The following is a 20,535-nucleotide window of genomic DNA, read 5'->3' as shown; positions in this document are numbered from 1 at the left end:
CCACATCTCGACCATTTGCCCTTTTCTTTCGGCCCTTGAGCAGCCCATTCTCCCGTCCGCCGCGTGATCACCCGGGCCGGAGCGGGGTGGTGCGCGAGGAATGGAAGACTTGACAGCATGCGCATCGTGTCCCTCGCCGGTGGAATCGGCGGCGCCCGCTTTCTCCGCGGGCTCCAGGCGGCCGCCCCCGAGGCCGAGATCACCGTCATCGGCAACACCGGCGACGACATCACCCTGTTCGGCCTCCGGGTCTGTCCCGACCTCGACACCGTCATGTACACCCTCGGCGGCGGCATCGACGAGGAGCAGGGCTGGGGCCGGGCCGGCGAGCACCACGTGGTCAAGGAGGAGCTCGCCGCCTACGGCATGGAGCCGCAGTGGTTCGGCCTCGGCGACCGCGACTTCGCCACCCACATCGTGCGCACCCAGATGCTGGGCGCCGGCTACCCGCTGTCGGCGGTCACCGAGGCGCTGTGCGCCCGCTGGCGGCCCGGCGTGCGGCTCATCCCCATGACCGACGACCGCGCCGAGACGCACGTGGTCATCCACGACGAGCAGGGGCGGCGCGCCATCCACTTCCAGGAGTGGTGGGTCCGGCTGCGCGCGTCGGTGCCGGCCGAGGAGATCGTCCTGATCGGCGCCGACGACGCCAAGCCCGCGCCCGGGGTCCTTGAGGCCATCCAGGCCGCCGACGCGGTGATCCTCCCGCCGTCGAACCCCGTGGTCAGCATCGGGACGATCCTGCAGATCCCCGGCATCCGCGAGGCGCTGGAGGCCAAGACGGTGGTCGGCGTCTCCCCCATCATCGGCGGCGCCCCCGTGCGCGGCATGGCCGACGCCTGCCTCGCCGCCATCGGCGTCGAGACCACCGCCCAGGCCGTGCTGGAGCTGTACGGCTCCCGGCTGCTGGACGGCTGGCTCGTCGCCGAGCAGGACTCGGGCGTCGCGCTCGACGGCGTGCGCGTGGTCGCCAGGCCCCTGCTCATGAGCGACCCCGCCGCCACCGAGGCCATCGCCCGCGCCACCCTGGATCTGCTCAAGTGATCAGCGTGCGCGCGGAACGAGCCCGGACCGCGCCGCCGCGCCCCCGACAGGAGCTGACGAAGTGATCACCATTCACCCGGTGCCCGGCCTGCCGGAGGTCCGGCCGGGGGACGACCTGGCCGCGCTCATCTCCCCCGCCGTGCCCGACCTCGCGGAGGGCGACATCCTGGTCGTCACCTCCAAGATCGTCAGCAAGGCCGAGGGCCGCGTCCGCCAGGGCGACGACCGCGCCGCGGCCATCGCCGAGGAGACCGCGCGGGTGGTCGCCCGCCGCGGCGAGACGGTGATCGCGCAGACCCGGCACGGTTTCGTCATGGCGGCGGCCGGGGTCGACGCCTCCAACACCGAACGCGGCACGGTGCTGCTCCTCCCGGAGGATCCCGACGCCTCCGCGCGCCGCATCAGGGCGGGCCTGCGCCCCGGCGTCGGGGTGATCCTCTCCGACACCTTCGGGCGGCCGTGGCGCAACGGCCTCACCGACGCCGCGATCGGCGCCGCCGGCGTCCGGCCGCTGGACGACTTCCGCGGCAGGTCCGACTCCTACGGCAACCCCTTGTCGGCGACGGTCACCGCGCTGGTGGACGAGATCGCCGCCGCGGCCGAACTGGTCAAGGGCAAGCTCGACGGCGTGCCGGTCGCCGTGGTGCGCGGGCTGGGCCACCTGGTGACCGCCGAGGACGGCCCGGGCGTGCGCCCGCTGATCCGCCCCGCCGACGACGACATGTTCCGGTACGGCTCCTCCGACGTGCTGTTCGCCCGCCGCACGATCCGCGAGTTCTCGGCCGCCCCGGTGGACGCCGCCGCGGTGCGGCGCGCGGTCGGCGCGGCCGTCAGCGCGCCCGCGCCGCACCACACCACGCCGTGGAGGTTCGTGCTGCTGGAGTCGGCCTCCTCCAGGGAGAAGCTGCTCGACGCGATGCTGGAGGCCTGGATCACCGACCTGCGCGCCACCGGCTTCACCGAGGAGTCGATCGCCCGCCGGGTGCGGCGCGGCGAGGTGCTGCGCCGGGCGCCGTACCTGGTGGTGCCGTGCCTGGTCATGGACGGCTCGCACACCTATCCCGACGACCGCCGCAACGCCGCCGAGCGCGAGATGTTCGTGGTCGCCATGGGCGCGGGCGTGCAGAACCTCCTGGTGCAGCTCGCCGTCGAGGGCCTGGGCTCTGCCTGGGTGTCCTCCACGATGTTCTGCCGCGACGTGGTCCGCGAGGTGCTCGACCTGCCGGCCTCCTGGGACCCGATGGGCGCCGTCGCCGTCGGCCACCCGGCCGCCCCGCCCCGCGACCGCCCCCCGCGCGAGCCCGGCACCTTCATCCTCACCCGCTGACCGCCCGGCGGCCGTTCCCGAAGTGCCCGGGGCGAGGCCGCCGCGGGCGCGGGCGCCGAACCGACCCCGTCCAGCAGGCCTCGCGGGGCGCCGGTCAGCCGGAGCCTGTGCAGGTGGGGTGACAGAGGCGGCGGGCCAGGGCGCTCAGGAACACCTCGATGATCTCGCCGGGCTCCGAGGCCACGTGCACGGAGCCGTTGGTGAGGGCGGTGATCTCACCGAGCGCGGAGCGGTCCACGTCCGCGCCGAAGGCGATCACGATGATCTGCACGGGGTTGTCGGGGTCCCACTCCTCGCGCAGCCGCTCGGCCAGCTCCCGCCGCGACAGGCCGGTTCCGTCGTCCCGGCCGGCCGTGATCACCAGCACCGAGTTGTTCATCGCCGGGTCGTACTCGGCCGTGACCTCGCGGAACCCGGCCAGGATGGTGTCGTAGAGCGAGCTGTCGCGGCCCTTGTCGGCCTTGAGCGTGCGGGTGAGCTGGTCGAGCCGGGTGCGGCGGGTGAACTGGTCGTCCTCGCGGCCGGGCTGGTTGATCGGCCCGAGGCCGACCAGCGCGCGATGGCCCTTGCCGCCCGCGAAGCCGTCGGCGAACTCCCACAGGCCCATGCGCGTCGTGTCGGGGAAGAGCTGGAGCCCCATGCGGGCGGCCTCCAGTGCGACCGAGTGACGGGTCGCTCCCTTCCTGCCGGCGATCGGCTCGGCCATGTGCCGGGAGGCGTCGGCCAGCACCAGGATGTCGCTGGGCGGGGCCAGGCGGCTCCAGGCGTCCAGCGCCTCGTCGATCATGGCGGGGTTGATGGACGGCCGCGGCTTCGGCTGCCCGGGCGGGATGGCCGGCCCGGCGTCGGGCGGCGCGTCCCGGCCGTCCGGGAGGCGGAAGCCGCCCCGCCGCACCGCGGCCCGCGTCTCGGCCGACCCCAGCCAGTCGCCGAACAGTCGCGCCCCCGCCGCCGCCGAGGGGTCCTCGGCCGTGACCACGTACGGGTAGTCGAGGGCGATGGTGCCCTCTTTGGGGTGCAGCGCCACCACGGGGTCGTCCGACGCCGTCCGGCCGTGCAGCCACACAGCCTGCTCCGGCACCACCACGACCGGCCTGCGCCAGAACGAGCGGTCGTCCACGGCCGCGACCATCGTCCGGTAGTCGGGCGCCGACCCGGCCTGCGCCATGCGCACGAACGCGGTGAGCTGCTCGGGCCCGTCGCCGCCCGTGCCCGCGATGTCCCGGGCCGCGGCGACCGTGGCGATGCCCGCGCCCGCCACCGACGGGTCGGGGACGCGGACGACGTCCGGCTCCTCCTCCGTGGGCCGCAGCCGCCCCCTGGCCGTGGCCGGGAAGACCATCTCCCAGCTCATCTCGGTGCCGCCGGTGGCGAACCGCTCGGCGAGCGACCGCCTGGTCGCGAAGACCAGCGGGGAGGTCGCGACGACCTTCTCCTGCGGCGCCAGGCCCGGCGCGCCCGACTTGCGGGCCAGCCGCACCCAGGCGGAGGAGTCGGCGATCCAGGCGTCCGGACGCCCCTCCGGCACGCCCGCCCGGTCGCCGATCAGCGTGCGCAGGACGGGCGCCGGGGGCTGCTCGGTGACCTGCACCAGCACACAGCGCCCGTTGACGGCGGCCTTGGTGGTGTTGAACCGCTCGGCGGCCTCCATGGCCACCGGGGCGATGTCCACGGCGGCGTCCACGCCGACCAGCACCGGGTCGCGCGCCGAGCAGGCCCCTCCGGCGCTGTCGAAGACCAGCACCAGCACACCGCCCAGCAGCACCAGCGCGATCACCGCCGCCAGCACGCCCGGGCGCCGATCGCGCCGCGCTGGCTCCAGGAAGGGATCCGCGCGGTGCCGGCCATGCCGCCCTGACGCCACGGTTCGCCTCTCGCCGTCTCACACGTTCCAGAAAACGGATGCACGATTCTTCCAGCGTCCACCGCACCCGGCGCAAGTATCCCAAGGGGGAAACATAGAACTTGTTCCAGCTCCCCGTGACGAACGGCCCCATCACACCCGGCCACCGTCGGCACGGAGTCCCTGCCTCGGCGACGTCCACCGGGCGACCGGCCCTCGGTCCGCCTGTCTTCAGGGGTTCCCGGGGTGGGCGGCGGCCGTGGTGAAGCGTCTCAGCGGGCCGCCGGGGCCGACACGGCCCTCGCACTCGCGCATCCCGAGCCGTTCGGCCAGCCGTGCCGAGGCGGCGTTCCCCTCGTCGGTCTCGGCGATGATCTCCTCGACGCCGAGCACGTCGCGGGCGTGGGCCATGACGACGGCCGCCGCCTCCGTCGCCAGGCCCTCCCCCCACCGGCCGGGGTCGAGGCTGTAGAGCAGCTCGGCGCCGCCGCCCTCCCTGGGCAGCAGCCCGCACGAGCCGATCAGCGTGCCGTCATCGATGACGGCCCACACGCCGTAGCCGTGCGCGGCGAAGGCCTCCGAGCTGTGCGCGATCACGTCGGCGACCTCCTCGGCGGTCACCGACCGGTCGTCGAACAGATGCCTGCGGACGAGCGGCAGGTTCCAGTGCGCGTGCAGGACGACGGCGTCCTCGGGGGTGATCGGCCGGAGCGTCGACCGGCCGGAACGCAGAACGGTCACCCCCCAAGCACAACACGCCTCCCGGCCTGAACGGGCCGTCCCCGTGGAGCCGGCCGGCCCGGACCGGTGAACCCGGCCCGGCCCGCCGCGGCGCTCCCGCCGAAGCGCCTCGGCACGGACAGGAGAGCGTGCGGTCGCCGCCGCGCGCCTACGCTCCCCCGCCGCGGCTCGGCGTCGCCCACGTCCACGGCGGCGCCGGCGGCACGGATCCGCCGAAGAGCTCGCCGGTCACCGCCCCACCAGCGGGATGCTCCTGCGCACGCTCCCGCAGACGCCGTCGCTGGCGGCGGCGGCCGCCGCGCGCTCGGGTGAGGGGGTGCCGTACTCGGTGGTGCGCTGCCGCAGGGGACGGCCGGTGGGGGCGACCATCGCGGCGATCTCGCTGACGGTCTTGTAGGAGCCGTTCTCCGACCCGGCCATCCGGCTGATCGTCTCCTCCATGAGAGTGCCGCCGAGGTCGTTCACGCCGCCCGACAGCACCGCCCGGCACAGGTCGTCCCGCAGCTTCACCCACGAGCACTGGATGTTGGAGATCGCGCCGTGCAGCATGATCCTCGCGAGCGCGTGCACGGCGCGGTTCTCGCGCGGCGTCGGGCCCGGGCGGGCGATGCCGGCCAGGTAGATCGGCGCGCTGTGGTGGACGAACGGCAGCAGCACGAACTCCGAGAAGCCGCCGGTCTCCTCCTGGATGCGGCGGATGAGCCGGATGTGCGCCACCCAGTGGGCGGGGGTGTCCACGTGGCCGTACATCATCGTGGACGTCGTGGGGATGCCGACGCGGTGCGCGGTGGTGATCACATCGACCCACTCGCTCGCCGGGAGCTTGCCCTTGGTCAGCACCCAGCGCACGTCGTCGTCGAGGATCTCGGCCGCCGTGCCCGGCAGGGAGTCGACCCCGGCCTCCTTGGCGGCCACCAGCCAGTCGCGCACCGACAGGTTCGTCCGGCCGGCGCCGTTGATCACCTCCATGGGCGAGAAGGCGTGCACGTGCATGCCCGGGACGCGGGCCTTCACCGCCTTGGCGATGTCGAAGTACGCCGTGCCGGGGAGGTCGGGGTGGATGCCGCCCTGCATGCACACCTCGGTCGCCCCGGCCTCCCACGCCTCGGCCGCGCGGTCGGCCACCTGGTCGAGCGACAGCGTGAAGGCGTCGGCGTCGGTGCGGCGCTGCGCGAACGCGCAGAAGCGGCAGCCGGTGTAGCAGACGTTGGTGAAGTTGATGTTGCGGTTCACCACGTAGGTGACGTCGTCCCCCACCGCCTCCCGCCGCAGGCCGTCGGCGACGCCGCAGAGCTCCTCCAGGTCGGGGCCGTCGGCCGCCAGCAGCGTGAGCGCCTGGCCGTCGGTGAGCCCGGCGGGGTCGGCCGCCGCGCGGCGCAGCGCCTCGCGCATGTCGGCCCGGATCACCGACCCGGCCCGCCCGTCTCCGGGACGCCCGCCGGCCCTCCCGTCCGCGCCGGCAGCACCCTCCGCGCCGTCCACACCGCCTGGGCCGTCCGCGCCATCCGAGCGGTTCAGCCCGTCGGCGCCGTTCACGCCGTCGGCGCCGTTGGCGACGCCGGCGGGGAGACGCTCACGAAGAGCGTCCCAGTCGCCGTAGACGTGGTCGAAGTCGTCGCGGCGGTCGTGGGTGCGGCCCGAGGAGTCGACCTCCACGTGCAGGTCGGTGCGGCCGGTGGCGGCGAACCCGCCGTCGGGCTCCTGCCACGGCCGCCCGGCCGGGACGGTGTCCTCCAGCGCCAGGCCGGTCCTCGGGTCGGCCAGGGCGTCCACGTGGGCGCGCAGGCGAGGGTCGAGCCACGGCTCGCCCGCCAGGATGTACTCGGGGTAGATCGTCAGGCGCTCCCTGAGCGAGAACCCGGCGGCGGACGTGCGGGCCGCGAGATCGTCGATCTGCGGCCACGGGCGCTCGGGGTTGACGTGGTCGGGGGTCAGCGGGGAGACGCCGCCCCAGTCGTCGATGCCCGCGCGGATCATCAGGGAGTACTCGTCGCCGATGAGGTTCGGCGGGGCCTGGACGCGGGTCTTGGTGCCCAGCACGAGGCGGGTGACGGCGATCGTCGCGGCCAGCTCCCGCAGGTCGGCGTCGGGCATGCCGCGCATGGCGGTGTCGGGCTTGGCGCGGAAGTTCTGCACGATCACCTCCTGGACGCCTCCGTACTCGCGGGCGACCCGGCGGATCGCGAAGATCGACTCGGCGCGGTCGGCGATCGTCTCGCCGATGCCGATGAGGATGCCGGTGGTGAAAGGCACGTTGGAGCGCCCGGCGTCCTCCAGCACACGCAGCCGCACGGCGGGATCCTTGTCGGGCGAGCCGTGGTGGGCCTGCCCCTTCTCCTCGAACAGCCGGCGTGAGGTGGTCTCCAGCATCATGCCCATGGACGGCGCCACCGGCTTGAGCCGCGCGAGGTCGCGCCAGCTCATCACGCCGGGGTTGAGGTGCGGCAGCAGCCCGGTCTCCTCCAGCACCCGGATGGCCATGGCGCGCACGTAGGAGAGCGTGTCGTCGTAGCCGTGGGCGTCCAGCCACTCGCGGGCCTGGTGCCAGCGGTCCTCCGGGCGGTCGCCGAGCGTGAACAGGGCCTCCTTGCAGCCCATCGCCGCGCCGGCGCGGGCGATGTCGAGCACCTCGTCGGGGCTCAGGAAGGCGGCGGGGAGCTTGCCGGGCGCCGTGGCGAACGTGCAGTACCCGCAGCGGTCGCGGCACAACCGGGTGAGCGGGATGAACACCTTGCGGCTGTAGGTGATGGTGCCTTCGCGGCCCACCGAGGCCAGCCCGGCGTCCCGGACGCGACCGGCGTACTCCAGCAGCCGGTCGAGATCGGCCCCTCTGGCGTGCAGCAGAACCGCGGCCTCCGACACGTCGAGCGCCTTGCCGTCTCTGGCCCGGGCCAGGGCCCGCCGCATCGCGGCGTCTGTGGGGTTCGCGTCCATCTAACGCACAGTACGGAACCGGCGGGGCCGACGTGGACCGGGGGGCACCCCCTGTGGATGTTTAGTGATTCTTAACCGTGAGCCCAAAACATTTTCGATAGACGCAAAAGATGCACGGGAACATACTGAGGAAGTCGGCCTCCCGGCCGCCGCGGCCCTCCCGGGCCGGTCCCCTCCGGAGCCCAAGGAGACACCATGAGCTGGCTCGTCCTCGCCTTCATCCTCGCCACGGCCGTCCTCGCCCCGCTGTTCGGCGCCGACACGCGCGACGGCCGCGACTGGAGAACGACCCCTCGAAACGGTTACGCCCCTCCCGAGCCCTCGCCCGCGGCCCCGGTCCGCCGGCGCGTCCACCGCGTGAGGACGACCGGCACCCGCGTCCGCCCATCCTCGTCCCCCGTGCCGGCCGGCGCCGCCCGCCGCGTCCAGACGGGCCGGTGACCCACTCAGGACGACCGATGGTCGCGCGCGGCCGTCCTCGGGCCGCGTCCCGGCGGGCGCCGGCCGGCGGATCCAAGCCGGCCGACGAGCGATCAGAACGACCGATAGTCCCGCGCGGCCATCCTCGGGCCACGTGCCGGCGGGCGCCGGCCGCCGAGTTCGAGCAGGCGGACGACGCGGTGGCGGTGGCCGAGGTAGGGCGCGAGCAGCTTCAGCATCCCCGGGTCGTCGGTCCTGGCGCCGGTCAGCGACCAGCCGACCAGGGACGGCAGGTGGAAGTCGCCCACGGAGACGGCGTCGGGGTCCCCGTGGGCGCGCTGCCGCGTCTCGGCGGACGTCCACACCCCGACGCCCGGCAGCGCCCGCAGCAGGCGGTCGGCCTCCGCGTCACCCGCCGCCTCCAGCTTGCCCGCGTGCCGCGCCGCGTTCACGATGGTGCGCGCCCGCACGGCCTCGGCGCCCGCGCGGTGCCAGTCCCACGAGGGGATGACCCGCCACACCTCGGGCGCCGGGAAGACCCGCATGGTGGTGGGCGCCGGGCCGGGGGCGGGCTCGCCATAGGCGCGTAGCAGCGTCCGCCACGCCCGCCAGGCCTCGCGGCTCACGACCTTCTGCTCCAGCACCGCGGGCACCAGCGCCTCGAAGACCCGCAGGGTGCGACCGAAGCGCATCCCGGGGTGGCGCGACGCCAGCTCGCGGACCAGCCCGTACCCCGAGGAGCCCAGGCGCGTCACCAGCTCCCCGAAGTCGGCCAGCCGGTCGTCTGAGCCGAGGAGCTTCGGCAGGGTCTCCAGCATCCACTCGGCCCCCGGCCCCCACGCCTGGCCGAGCACCACGGCCTCCAGCGGCAGGGCCGTGACCCGCAGCGTGCCCGGGCCGTCCGGCGTGCGGGACGTGCGCCAGATCGCGCCGTCCGGAGTGGCCTGCCAGGCGGGGTCACCCCCGCCACGGCGATGCGGAGCGAGCGTCCGCCCCACGTCGAGCGGCCCATCGGGCCGCCACCTTCGTTCCCGCACACCGCCAGCGTATTGCCGCACCGAACCGCCCGACCCCCCACGACCGGCGCACCCACGCGGGGGCGATCAGCCCCCCGAAAGCGGCAGGTGGACCACACCCGCGCCGGGCTTGGACGGATCGTGTACCGGCCGGGCGGCCCCGATCGCCCGCATGCCGGTACGCCTGGGTCAGATCACCCCGGGGAGGCGGTTGGCGGGCCCCGGCCACCCGCGGCGGGCGGGCCAGAGCGCGCACCAACCGGAGGGGACCCGGTCACCCTCGCGCCCCGGCACGTGCCGGGGCGGTCAGATCTCGCTGGAGAAGCGGATGGCACACGGCGGCAGGTGGACGCCGGGCCACACCCGCATGCCGGAGCGCAGCTCGTTGTCGGCGCCCACGACGGCACCGTCGCCGATCACGGCGTCGTGGACCACGGCGCCCGAGCGGATCCGCGCGCCCGCGCCCACCACCGACTCCGAGACGGTCGCCCCGGACTCGATGTGGCAGTCGTCGTCGAGCACGCTGCCGTGCACGGCGGCCTCGGCGTCCACCACGGCGCGCGCGCCCACGACGGTGCCGCCCGAGAGCTTGGCACTGGGTGACACCCGGGCCCCGGGGAGGGCGAGGTACTCGCCCTCGGGGCCGGGAAGGGCGGCGGAGTGCAGACGTCCGAGCACGAGGTCGCACGAACCCTGGACGAACGCCGCCGGGGTGCCGACGTCCAGCCAGTACGACCGGTCGGCGTAGCCGAGCACCGTCTCGCCGGAGGCGATCATGCCGGGGAAGGTCTCCCGCTCCACCGAGACGACCCGGCCCGCGGGGATGCGGTCGATGGCCGACCGCTGGAACACGTAGCAGCCGGCGTTGACGCGGTTGGTCACGGGATGCGGGGTCTTCTCCAGGAACGCCGTGACCCGCCCCTGGTCGTCGGTCGGCACGCACCCGAACCGGGAGGGGTCCTCCACCTCGGTCAGGTGCAGCGTCACGGCGGCCCGGCGCTCGACGTGCATGGCGATCTGCGCGGAGATGTCGTGCCCGGACAGGATGTCGCCGTTGAGCACGAGGACCGGCGCGTCAGGGCCGCAGGTGAGCGCCTGGGCGGCGTTCCGGATGGCGCCGCCCGTGCCGAGCGGCGCCTCCTCGGTCATGTACTCCAGCGACAGCCCGAACTCCTCGCCGTCCCCGAAGGCCTCGACGAACATCGAGGCCCGGTAGGAGGTGGCGAAGACGATGCGGCGTACGCCGAACGACCTCGCCCTCGCGAGCTGGTGGGCCAGGAAGGGCACGCCGGCCGTGGGCAGCAGTGGTTTGGGGGTGCGCAGGGTCATCGGGCGCAGCCGAGTGCCCTGCCCGCCGACTAGGAGGATGGCCTCGAGGTGCGCCGGCTCGGGCGGGTGGCTCTCCGTCACACCGCGAGGCTAGCTCACTGATCGGCCGGACGCCGATCCGAGACCGTCTGCGCCTGGCAGGAGACACGACCGCGAATTCGGGGAACCCCCGGGCCGCCGCGATGCCGGCGAAAGCCCGAAGACGTGTGTCCGCGCCACGATGAGGAGTGGGCTGGGTGAGAGTCGCCCCAAGAAGGCGCGCCGAAGGCACCATTTCGTGGCGGCCGGGCCGGTCCAGGATGAGCGCTTGGCGCGCGCCGGACGGGGTGGGAGCTGGGCGAGGGGCTAGCGGTCGATGGCGCGTTGGTAGGCGTGCATGTGGGCCTCGGCGGAGGCGTCCCAGGTGAACTCACGCGCCCGCGCGATGCCGGCCTCCGACAGGGTGCGACGGCGCTCGGGGGCCTCCAGCAGCGCCCTGAGGGCGACGCCTATGCCGTCGGCGTCGGGCTCGGTGTAGGCCACGGCCTCGCCGCCGACCTCGGGCAGCGAGGTGCGGTGGGTGGTGAGGACGGGCGCGCCGCAGGCCATGGCCTCCAGCACCGGCAGGCCGAAGCCCTCGCCGCGCGAGGGGAACGCCACCACGACCGCGCCGCCCAGGAACCCCGCGAGGTCGGCGAAGGACAGGTAGCCCGGACGCACGACCCGCACCGTCACCGGGAGCTGGCCGATGGCGGCCTCCACCTCGTCGTTCCAGCCCGCGCCGCTGGCCAGCACGAGCGCCGGCGGGGAGGGGAGGTCGCCGACGGCGCGGCCGAAGCCCTTGACGAGGTTGGGGACGTTCTTGCGCGGCTCGAAGGCGCCCAGGAACGCGACGTACGGCTGGCCGTGCAGGCCGAGCCGGCCGGCCGCCCTGGCGACCTCGACCGCGGACGGCGGGTGGAACAGCGCCGGGTCGACGCCGTGGTAGGCGACGTCGATGCGCGTGGGATCGGCGGACAGCACCCGCACCAGCTCGTCCCTGGTGGCCTTGGACGGCACGATCACCCGCGCGGAGTCGCGCACCGCCGTGCGCGTGGCGGCGCGGAAGAACGAGGCCCGGGGAGTGTTGTGCTGCTCCTCCTCGGTGAACCACGTGACGTCGTGCACGGTGGCGACGATCGGAATGCCCGAGTGCAGCGGGATCGAGTAGTACGGAGCGTGGATGACCTCGGCCCCGAGGTGCCGGGCCAGGACGGGCAGCCCGGTCTGCTCCCACACCAGGCGGGCGCCGCGGCTGCCGATCACCTTGGGCCCGGGGTGGATGCGCGCCGAGGGGGCGATCTTGCCGTAGCGCTCGGCGTCGGCCTGCTGGCAGACGATGCCGAAGTCGGCGCCGGCTCGGTGCAGAGCGGCCGCGAGCCCGTCCACGTAACGGATCAGGGCCCCGCGATCCGCGGGAACCGCTGCGGCGTCGACCAGCACTCGCGGGGTCACGGGCGAACTCTCCTCTCGGGTCTCCACACAGGCCCGGGGCGGAGACCGCGTGTGGGCGAAGGCCGCGCGGCACCGCGCGGACCGGCCGGTTCACGATCGTGCCCCGCCGGTCGCCCAACCGGCTCCCTCACCCCGATCCCATCTACTTCACTCTATTGCCAGGCTTCCCGGAATCGAGAGAGAAATCACAGAGCATTTCAGCCGACGCGCGGCCGGTGGCTGCGCAAACCCGGGGCGCCGCAAAGATCCCGTACGGAGATCGCGGGGTGCCGTGCGCTCCGGCGTCGCGCACACCAGCGGAGATCTCAGGTGAGTTTGCTCCCCCGCGCGCCGCACCCGGTGAGGGCGGCTCAGGCGCCGCGCGTGCGGACGCGCACGCCCGGCGCCCGGCGGGCGGCCAGGCCGGCGAGGCCGGCGCAGACGAGGTCGCCCGCGGTCACCACCAGCCGCGAGCACAGGGCGGCTGCGATCGCCGACCCGGGGTCGAGCACGGGGGCCAGCACCGCGATCATCGCGACCTCCCGCACCCCCGCCCCCGCCGGGACGACGACCACGACGAACTGCAGGCACCAGGCCAGCGCGATGGCCCCGAAGGACAGGATCGCCGCCCGGGGGCCGGTGGCGCCCAGGCCGGCGACGATCAGCGCCAGGTGCGTGCCGTAGAACAGCCAGCCGGCGAAGGCCCAGCCCACAGAGGCGAGCACGCCCGCGCGGGTGAGGGGGTGCTCCAGCGGCGGCCGTTTGAGCCTCCTCAGCCCGAACCCGAGGACGGCGTTGACGACGCGGGGGTGCAGCCCGGCGGCCACCACGGGCAGCAGCACGAGCAGCCAGGCGTAGGGGGCCGCCGAGTCGCCGGCGAAGGCGGGGAGCGTGACGGCGGCGACCGTGAGCCCGGTGGCCATGTAGATCGGGTAGGTGAGGAAGAACGCGGCGGCGCTGCGCGGGCGCGGCACCCCGAGGTCCCGGCCCATCTCCATCTGGGCGAGCACCGGCCACAGCGACCCGGGGATGTACTTGCCGAGCTGGCCGACGAAGAAGACCTTCGCCGCGGCGAGGAAGGGGAGCGGCGAGCCGAGGTCGGCCAGCAGCGACCGCCACATCAGCATGCCCGCCGCCAGTGCCGCCAGCACCGCCGCGAGCGCGCCGACGACGTACGGCCACGACAGCCGGGAGAACCCGTCGGACACCTCGGCCCACTGCGTGGAGACGGCCCAGGCGCCGAAGCCGAGCGCGACCGCCAGGAACGCCAGCCGCACCGCCTTCCCGCGGGCGCTCCGGCGCGGCGGAACCCCGGCGGGCGTCGCGGCGTTCTCGGTGACCACGGGAGACGGGCCGGTCACGGTGTGCGGACGGGCTCGGGAGGCTGCGGGAGCGCGGGGCCGAGGGGGCGGCGCGGGGTCTTGGTGGCCACCCACAGGTAGGTCGGCACGACCGGCAGCAGGGCGCGCAGGGCCGGGCGCGGTGTCCTGGCCAGGGCGCCCTGGGCGGCGCGGCCCACGGCGCCGGGGAACAGCTCGCCCCCGGCGAACCGCCCGGGCGAGGCCAGCACGGGGAAGGAGTAGTCCCACACGTGGAAGCCGGCCAGCATGCGCCGCAGGCCCCGCCGGGTGCGGAAGCGCTCGTAGTAGTGGTCGGCGCGCCCGGAGGCGCGCACGTACCGGTCGGCCAGGGACGGCGGCAGGTACGACAGGAACGGCAGCTTGTAGTGAGGCTCGACCACGCCGAGCCGGTTGCCGAGCCCGAGGTAGAGCACGCCGTCGTCGGACAGCACCCGGCGCATCTCGGCGATCACGGCGTCGGGGTCGACCACGTGCTCGTAGATGTGGTTGAAGACCAGGACGTCGACCGACCCGTCGGGGAACGGCAGCGCGGTGCCGTCGGCGCACACGAACTCGACATGGCCGCCGAAGCGCTCGGCGGCCCTGCGCAGCCCGGGAACGTCGATGTCGACCCCGAAGGCGCGCTCGGCGCCCGCGGAGGCCAGCTCGTCGGCGATGAAGCCCGCCGAGCACCCGATGTCGGCGACCGTCAGCCCGTCGAGCACCTTGGCGCCGTCGTCGCCGGGGTCCCGTCCCAGGAAGTGCCCCAGCACCGCGATGATCTTGGCGGCCTTGCGGCGGCGCTTGGCCTCGTCGAGCATCGCGCCCTGGAACTCGGAGTACGCGAGCTGCGCCGTGCGTTCCTTACCCACGCCGCCCAACCCTAGTGGAGCCGCCCCCGCGCCCCCGCCCGTTCACCGCCGATCGGCCGCCCGCGGGGCACAGGGTGCGCACCGAAGCTTTGCATCGTGGTTGCGGGAGGCGCGGCCCGGGAGCTACCGGCGGGTAGGGCCGGGGTCGTACGCTGGGCGGATGCTGAGCCGCCTGCGATCGAGCCGCCTGCTGCGGGTGGCCCTCGCGCTCGTCGCCCTCGGTTTCCTGGCGTATGGCCTGGCCAGGAACTGGAACGAGTCGGTGCGCGCGCTGACCACGCTGTCGGTTTGGACGGTCGCCGGGTCGGTCGCCGCCGTGTTCGCCGGCGCCGGGCTGATGCTCCTGGCCTGGCGCGTGGTCCTGGCCGGGCTCGGCTCGCCCCTGCCCGCGCGGGTCGCCGCCAAGGTCATGTTCATGGGGCAGCTCGGCAAGTACGTGCCCGGCTCGGTGTGGGCGTTCGCCGCCATGGCCGAGCTGGCCCGCGACCACGGGTCGCCGCCGCGCCGCACGTTCGGAGCGACCGTGGTGGCGCTGGTGACCTCCCTCGGCTGCGCGCTCGCGCTCGCCGCCGCGACGCTGCCCTTCACCTCCGGGCACGTGGCCAGGCAGGCGTGGTACCTGCTGGCGCTGATCCCGCTCATCGCCGCCGGCCTGCACCCCCGGGTGCTGACCTTCGGGCTCAACCTCGTGCTGAGGATCGCCCGCAGGGAGCCGCTCGACCGGGTGCTCACCGGGCGGGCGATGCTGGCGGCGGCGGCCTGGACGATGGCCGGATGGCTGGTCTACGGGATCCACATCTGGCTGCTGATCGGCGACATGCGCCCGGCCGGCCCGTCGCTGTACGCGGTCGCGGCCGGGGCGTACGCGCTGGCCTGGGCGACCGGCCTGCTCACCGTGATCGTGCCGGCGGGCATCGGGGTGCGCGAGGGCGCCATGGTGCTCGTGCTGGCCCCCGTGCTGGACGCCCCGCGCGCGCTGGTGGTCGCCGTGGTCTCCCGGCTCGCCTTCACGCTGGTCGACCTGCTGTGGGCCGGCATCGGGTTCGCGCTGGCGCGCGCTCAGGCGCCGGAGGGCAGCAAGGCCGAGGCGTACGCCGCCCAGTAGGGCTCGGGGTCGACGGCCTTGACGCCCTGGCGCAGCCGCTCGGGCTCGCCGTCGGCGTAGAACCGCTCGATCGTGGCCGCCAGAGCCTCCACCGAGGGCTCGGTGAGCAGGCCGTCCACGCCGTCGGTGACGTGGTCGGCGAGCGCGCCGACCCGGGTGGCGATCACCGGGACGCCGTGCTCGTGGCCCAGCCAGGCGTTCTGGCTGCCGGTGGCCGAGCGGTAGGGCATCACCAGGGCGTCGGCGCCGGCGAACAGCTCGGGGACGTCCTCGGCGGGGACGTAACCGGGCCGCAGGTCGACCCGCTCGCCGAGGCCCAGCTCGGTGACCAGGGCGCGGGTCTGGTCGAGGCCGCCCCAGAACTCCCCCGCCACCGTGAGCGAGACGCCCGGCACGCGGGCCAGCGCGCGCAGCAGCAGGTCGAGCCCCTTGTAGGGCCGAACGATGCCGAAGAACAGCAGCCGGCGGCGCACCCCGCCCCCCGCGCCGGTTCCCGCCTTGCCCGGCAGGTGCGGCGGCAGGGCTGCCACGCTCACCGGCGTGGGCGCCAGGCCGCGCGCCAGGCCGGCCTGCTCCTCGGAGTGGGCCAGCACGCGGTCGGCCCGCCGCAGCAGCGCCCGCACCAGCGGCGCGTCATGTGCCTTGCGCTCGTGGGGCAGCACGTTGTGGCACAGCGCCACGACCGGGGCCTCGCGCCGCAGGCCGTACAGGATGCCGAGGTAGGCGGGGACCTGAACCGGGCTGAGCAGGGTGAGCACCACGAGATCGGCGCCGCGCAGCCTGCGGCCGCAGGCGAGCCAGCCGTCGGGGCGGCGCCAGTCGAGCTCGCGGCGCACACCCGGGAACGGCTCCCCCTCGGGGACCTCGATCGTCTGCTGCCCGGGGTAGAGGAAGGAGGGGTACTGCGCGCGCCAGGACTCCACGACGACATCGTGGCCCAGGGCCGTCAGCCGGTGGGCCAGCTCGGTGGTGTGCAGCGCCCCGCCGCCCTTGTACGGGAACGCCGGGCCGACGATGGCGACGCGCACGTCATTCGCCCCGAGATCGGACGATCAGGTCGGCGAGCAGGGCCAGCGAACCGATGATCAACCCCGACAGGAAGGCCATCACCGTGCTCGCCGGGAAGTAGAACGGGTGCCTGACCATGTCGACCACGCCCTTGCCGAGCGCGATCACCACGAGCCAGATCGCCGGCGGCATCAGCACCTTGAGCGGATTGAAGTACATCACCATCCGCAGCACCTGCAGGATGTAGCGGTAGGCGTCGGAGATGAAGCTGAACTTCGACGTGCCGGCCCGCTTGCTGTACTCGATCGGCATGTAGTGCACGTCGTGCTGGTTCGACAGGAACGCCAGCGTGATCGTGGTGACGCAGGAGAAGCCGGGCGGCAGCAGCCGCAGGTAGGGCAGCGACACCGAACGCCTGAAGGCCCGCAGCCCGGAGTTGAGGTCGGGGATCTCCTGCCCGGCCAGGCGCTCGGCGACCTTGCGGATGAACCACTTGGCCGGCACCCGCAGGAACTTGTGCGAGCCCTGCTCGCTGGTGCGGGCGCCCACGACCTGGTCGATCGTGGAGTCCTTCTCCAGGAGCTGCACCAGCTCGGGGATGCGCTCGTTGGGGTAGGTCATGTCGGCGTCGGTCCACACGACGATCTCGCCGCGCGCCTCCTGCGTGCCGATGCGCCGCACCGTGCCCGAGCCGCCGTTGCGGTGGAAGGCCACGACACGCATGTGGGGGAAGCGGTGCTCCGCCTCGCGCAGCCGAACGAGGGTCTGGTCGGTGGAGTGGTCGTCCACTGCCATCAGCTCGTAGGTGTAACCGCTGGTGTCCATGGCGCCGCAGATGCGCTCGACCTCGGCGATGACGTGGTCCTGCTCGTTGTAACACGGCAGGACGATCGTCACGTACGGCTTCGCTTCCACGGCGGATCCCGTCTCAGGCGTCTCGGTCACACTCACGTCGGGCGAGAATACAGTGCCCGGCCGGGATCCGAGTCCACCTCGCCCACTACCTGTGAGCTTTCCCCGCGGCGGCGCGGGCTACCCGGGGGGCGGCAGCCGCCAGGCCGCCTCCACGCCCGGCATGCCCTCGACCGCCTGGAGCACGAGCGCGGCCTCCGCGGGCCCGTCCGTCTTGACGTAGAGGACTTCGCGCTCCGGACGCGCCCGCGCCGAGTCGGCCGGCCCTGGGTCGTAGTGCCTTTCCAGCCTCATCTCGAAGGCGGGGTCCGAAAGGTAGACCGTGTCGACGCCCTCGGCCTTCTGGATCGTCTCCAGGACCGCCCGTTTGCGGTCGGGGCTGATCGGCCGGTGCGCGAGCGGGCATCCCTGGTCGTCCCGGCCGCACAGCCGCACGGCGACGTCGGCCTTGCCCTCCCAGAACCCCGTCGTCCTGCGCTCCACTCCCTGCACGCCCGGAATGTCCCTCGCCTGCTCGGCCACGCGCGCGAAGTCCGACGCGTGGCGCATGGTCCCGCGGAAGCCCTCGGCGAACGCCATCCTGACCAGCCGCCGGCCCTGCGCGCCGCGAGGGGTGCCGCCGGCGTACCGGCGAAGCTCCTCCGACACCTCCTCCTGGCTGACGAACCGCACCTCCGACACCTCGGGTATCGCGCGCAGCGCGGCCTCGACACGCTGGATGTCCTTCGCGCTCTCGCGCCCCTCCGGCCAGCAGGTGGGCCACCGTTCCTCGCACAGCTCCACCCGGAAGCCGAGCTGCTCGGGAAACGCGACGTCGGGCGGCGGGAGCGGTTCCAGGGACCGGCCGGACAGGAAACGGGCGCCGGCCACCGCCACCAGCAGCACCGCGAGCACGGTCATCCCGGCGAGGGCCGTCTTCCCATGGGCCGACGACCATCGTCGTAACCGGGATTCGGAGTCGGGGTCGTCCCCGAACGACAGCTCCTCGGCTTCCGTGACGTCCGCGCGCGCGTCCACGGTGACCACTCTCCTGAGCGCCGCGGCGGGCCGTCAAGGCGCGGCGGGGCGTGAGGAGGCGGGCTCGGCCATCCAGACGTTGATCTTGAGCGACCAGGTGCCGTCCGGCGCGCCGGCCAGGGAGCGCTCGTCCTGGCGGGTGTCCAGGGCGACGACGTGCGCGGGCGGGCCGTAGGGAAGGGCCTGCGACCACTCGGCGGCCAGCACGACCGGGCGCCGGCCGGCCGCGCGCACGCGGGCGGCCACGCGGTCGACGTCCACCGGCGCCGCCAGGTCGCGGCCGGCGGGGCGCACCCGCGCGGCGGGCACCCCGCACATGCCCCTGACCACCTGGGTGAACCGGTCGGCCGTCGCGCGCTCGACGATCAGCACGGTCGCGTCCGCCGGGATCGCCGCGCACATGCGGGCGATCGCCGCCGCCTCGCCGCGGTCGGCCTGGGTGAAGGCGGTGCCGATGGAGGTGACCGCGCCGGGCACCAGCACGAGCACGCCGCCGGCCGCGACCAGCCACCGCCGGGCCTCGCCGCCGTACCCGGCGCCCCTGGCCCGCCCCGTTAGCCAGCGCAGGCCCCAGACCGCGAGCAGGATCAGGCCCGGGAGGATCACCGGCACCAGCCGCCGGGACGCCCACGGGTGGTCGGGGGTGATGGCCGGGCGCCACAGGGTGGTCGCCGTCGTCCATCCGATGATCGCCAGCGGCAGCACCCAGGCGAACCCCCTGCCGCGTGTCATGCGCCACACCAGGACGGCCGCCGCCAGCGTGGCCAGCACGACGACCGGCAGCCCGACGTACCAGATCACCCAGTTGAGTGACTGCTCGGTGTAGAGGCGCGTGGGGTCGACGGGCAGCCCGTTCGACCGCTGCAGACCGCCGATGAACTGCGCGTTGGCCTTGTCGTCCCGGGTGACGGCCGTGCGGTGCACCGTCTGCAACCAGGGACGGACGGCGAAGCCTGCCATGACGAGCACGACGAGGGCCGCGGCGGGCCACGACAGCCGCCTCCCCAGCCGTTCCGTCAGGGCGGCCGCCCGCACGCGGGACGACAGCAGCGCCGGGCCGGCGGCGGCGAGCACCGCGGTGAGCAGCAGCACGACCCCGGTGATGGCCAGCAGCGGGATGATCGAGCCGGACAGATAGGACAGGTACGGCCGGGCCGCGAGGAAGGCCGCGACCAGCCCCAGCGCCGCGCCCGCGACCAGCCCGCCGAGCAGCGGCAGCCCCAGCGGGGCGAACGCGGCCCCCCGGCCGGCGACGCGCCGCAGCGCGACCAGCAGCCCGGCGTAGGCGATCACCGGGAGCAGGTCGCGCAGCCCGTCTATGCGCACCACCACGGCCAGCCCGAACGCCAGCCCGGCCAGCGCGGCGGTGACGCGCGGCCGGGCGGCCAGGCGGGCGTCCAGCACCAGCGCGACCGCGCCGAACAGGAGGATCATCGACGGGATCTCGCTGAACGTCGTGCGCGAGGTGTAGATGATCGGCAGCGCGCAGGCGAGCACCAGCGCGGCGAGCGGGGCCCAGCGCCCGCCGGCCAGGCGGGTCACCACCCCGGCGAAGGTGAGCACGGCCAGCGCGCCGAGCACCGCCGGCGTCACCAGCAACCCGGTGACCCCGCCCAGCCAGTGGCCGGCGGCGAGGATCAGCGGCGCCCCGGGCATGAACTGCGGCACCACCGCGCCGGCGTGGTCGTAGAAGCCCACGCTGTCGAAGCGCAGCGCGGTGTCGGGCCCGCCGAAGGCCGCCAGGTCGTACGGGATGGGCAGCGAGCCGTGCCCGGCCAGCCAGATCGCGTACTGCGCGTAGGTGCCGGGGTCCCTGCGGACGATGAGCTGCTCGCTGTGCAGGACGCCGTTGAACACCGCCGACAGGGCGGCGACGACCAGCACCCCGCTCACCTGCCAGGCCGTCGCCTCCGGCGCCTCGCGCCTGATCGCCACCCGCGGCCCGTACCAGCACAGGGCCGCGGCCAGCGCGCCGCCCAGGGCGAACGCGGGAAGCGGCGTGAACCGGCCGAGCAGGAGGAGGGGCACGCCCGCGACGAGCCAGCCCGCGAGCGCGAGGGCAGGCATGATGGACACCGCGGCGAGCACCCGGCCCGCGGGCGGCCTTCGCGAGCGATCGAGCCACGTCCCGTGCATCATGTGTGCGCGAGCCTAACGCCCACCCCGCCGTGGGGA

Annotated in this window: 16 protein-coding genes; 4 read left to right on the top strand and 12 right to left on the bottom strand. The window is 74.4% G+C overall.

Annotated features, from left to right (window positions below; translation table 11 throughout):
* Nucleotides 1-117 precede the first annotated feature (117 nt).
* Nucleotides 118-1,044: a 2-phospho-L-lactate transferase gene (cofD, locus tag PYR91_RS20600; protein ID WP_279781838.1), complete on the top strand. Its 927-nt coding sequence runs from the start codon at nucleotides 118-120 to the stop codon at nucleotides 1,042-1,044.
* Between the two features lie 61 nt (nucleotides 1,045-1,105).
* Entirely contained in the window at nucleotides 1,106-2,371 is a 1,266-nt protein-coding gene (locus PYR91_RS20595) for a coenzyme F420-0:L-glutamate ligase (protein ID WP_279781836.1), read from the top strand.
* Between the two features lie 94 nt (nucleotides 2,372-2,465).
* On the opposite strand, the gene PYR91_RS20590 is transcribed toward PYR91_RS20595, so the two are convergent.
* The 3 genes from PYR91_RS20590 to PYR91_RS20580 all read right to left on the bottom strand — a co-directional run bounded on the left by PYR91_RS20590 (nucleotide 2,466) and on the right by PYR91_RS20580 (nucleotide 7,889).
* Nucleotides 2,466-4,160 carry a substrate-binding domain-containing protein gene (locus PYR91_RS20590; protein WP_279781834.1) on the bottom strand — a complete coding sequence of 565 codons (1,695 nt, stop codon included), beginning with the start codon at nucleotides 4,158-4,160 and terminating at the stop codon, nucleotides 2,466-2,468.
* A gap of 285 nt (nucleotides 4,161-4,445) precedes the next feature.
* Nucleotides 4,446-4,955 (bottom strand): GNAT family N-acetyltransferase, encoded by a 510-nt coding sequence (locus PYR91_RS20585; RefSeq protein ID WP_279781832.1) that lies wholly within the window; start codon nucleotides 4,953-4,955, stop codon nucleotides 4,446-4,448.
* A 228-nt stretch (nucleotides 4,956-5,183) separates the two neighbouring features.
* Nucleotides 5,184-7,889, bottom strand: coding sequence for a bifunctional FO biosynthesis protein CofGH (locus PYR91_RS20580; RefSeq protein WP_279781831.1), 2,706 nt, complete (start codon nucleotides 7,887-7,889; stop codon nucleotides 5,184-5,186).
* 195 nt (nucleotides 7,890-8,084) lie between these two features.
* Here PYR91_RS20580 and PYR91_RS20575 point away from each other — a divergent pair, with 195 nt between their 5' ends.
* Complete coding sequence (locus PYR91_RS20575) at nucleotides 8,085-8,330, top strand: hypothetical protein (protein ID WP_279781829.1); 246 nt, start codon at nucleotides 8,085-8,087, stop codon at nucleotides 8,328-8,330.
* A 92-nt stretch (nucleotides 8,331-8,422) separates the two neighbouring features.
* Here PYR91_RS20575 and PYR91_RS20570 read toward each other — a convergent pair whose 3' ends face one another.
* The 5 genes from PYR91_RS20570 to PYR91_RS20550 form a co-directional block, all read right to left on the bottom strand.
* Nucleotides 8,423-9,346, bottom strand: a complete 924-nt coding sequence (locus PYR91_RS20570) for a DNA-3-methyladenine glycosylase 2 family protein (protein ID WP_279781827.1) — start codon at nucleotides 9,344-9,346, stop codon at nucleotides 8,423-8,425.
* A 285-nt stretch (nucleotides 9,347-9,631) separates the two neighbouring features.
* Complete coding sequence (locus tag PYR91_RS20565; RefSeq protein ID WP_279781825.1) at nucleotides 9,632-10,735, bottom strand: NDP-sugar synthase; 1,104 nt, start codon at nucleotides 10,733-10,735, stop codon at nucleotides 9,632-9,634.
* A gap of 264 nt (nucleotides 10,736-10,999) precedes the next feature.
* Entirely contained in the window at nucleotides 11,000-12,127 is a 1,128-nt protein-coding gene (locus PYR91_RS20560) for a glycosyltransferase family 1 protein (protein WP_279781823.1), read from the bottom strand.
* Between the two features lie 350 nt (nucleotides 12,128-12,477).
* Complete coding sequence (locus PYR91_RS20555) at nucleotides 12,478-13,467, bottom strand: lysylphosphatidylglycerol synthase domain-containing protein (protein ID WP_279781821.1); 990 nt, start codon at nucleotides 13,465-13,467, stop codon at nucleotides 12,478-12,480.
* The gene (locus PYR91_RS20550) at nucleotides 13,464-14,318 is read right to left on the bottom strand and encodes a class I SAM-dependent methyltransferase (protein ID WP_279781819.1); all 855 of its coding nucleotides are present in this window, start codon (nucleotides 14,316-14,318) and stop codon (nucleotides 13,464-13,466) included. Before PYR91_RS20550 ends, PYR91_RS20555 begins: the two co-directional genes overlap by 4 nt.
* A gap of 160 nt (nucleotides 14,319-14,478) precedes the next feature.
* On the opposite strand from PYR91_RS20550, the gene PYR91_RS20545 reads away from it, so the two are divergent.
* A complete protein-coding gene (locus PYR91_RS20545; protein WP_279781817.1) occupies nucleotides 14,479-15,423 on the top strand; it encodes a lysylphosphatidylglycerol synthase domain-containing protein in 945 nt (314 codons plus the stop codon).
* Here PYR91_RS20545 and PYR91_RS20540 read toward each other — a convergent pair.
* The 4 genes from PYR91_RS20540 to PYR91_RS20525 form a co-directional block, all read right to left on the bottom strand.
* Nucleotides 15,378-16,451, bottom strand: a complete 1,074-nt coding sequence (locus tag PYR91_RS20540; protein ID WP_279781815.1) for a glycosyltransferase family 4 protein — start codon at nucleotides 16,449-16,451, stop codon at nucleotides 15,378-15,380. The genes PYR91_RS20545 and PYR91_RS20540 overlap by 46 nt on opposite strands.
* A gap of 1 nt (nucleotide 16,452) precedes the next feature.
* Nucleotides 16,453-17,346 (bottom strand): glycosyltransferase family 2 protein, encoded by an 894-nt coding sequence (locus PYR91_RS20535; RefSeq protein ID WP_279781814.1) that lies wholly within the window; start codon nucleotides 17,344-17,346, stop codon nucleotides 16,453-16,455.
* A 117-nt stretch (nucleotides 17,347-17,463) separates the two neighbouring features.
* Nucleotides 17,464-18,360 (bottom strand): permease-like cell division protein FtsX, encoded by an 897-nt coding sequence (locus tag PYR91_RS20530; protein ID WP_279781812.1) that lies wholly within the window; start codon nucleotides 18,358-18,360, stop codon nucleotides 17,464-17,466.
* 33 nt (nucleotides 18,361-18,393) lie between these two features.
* Entirely contained in the window at nucleotides 18,394-20,427 is a 2,034-nt protein-coding gene (locus PYR91_RS20525) for a hypothetical protein (RefSeq protein WP_279781810.1), read from the bottom strand.
* Nucleotides 20,428-20,535: the final 108 nt, after the last annotated feature.

Source organism: Sphaerisporangium sp. TRM90804, from assembly GCF_029846175.1.
Taxonomy (GTDB): Bacteria; Actinomycetota; Actinomycetes; order Streptosporangiales; family Streptosporangiaceae; genus Sphaerisporangium.
This window is presented reverse-complemented; position numbering and strand designations above follow the sequence as displayed.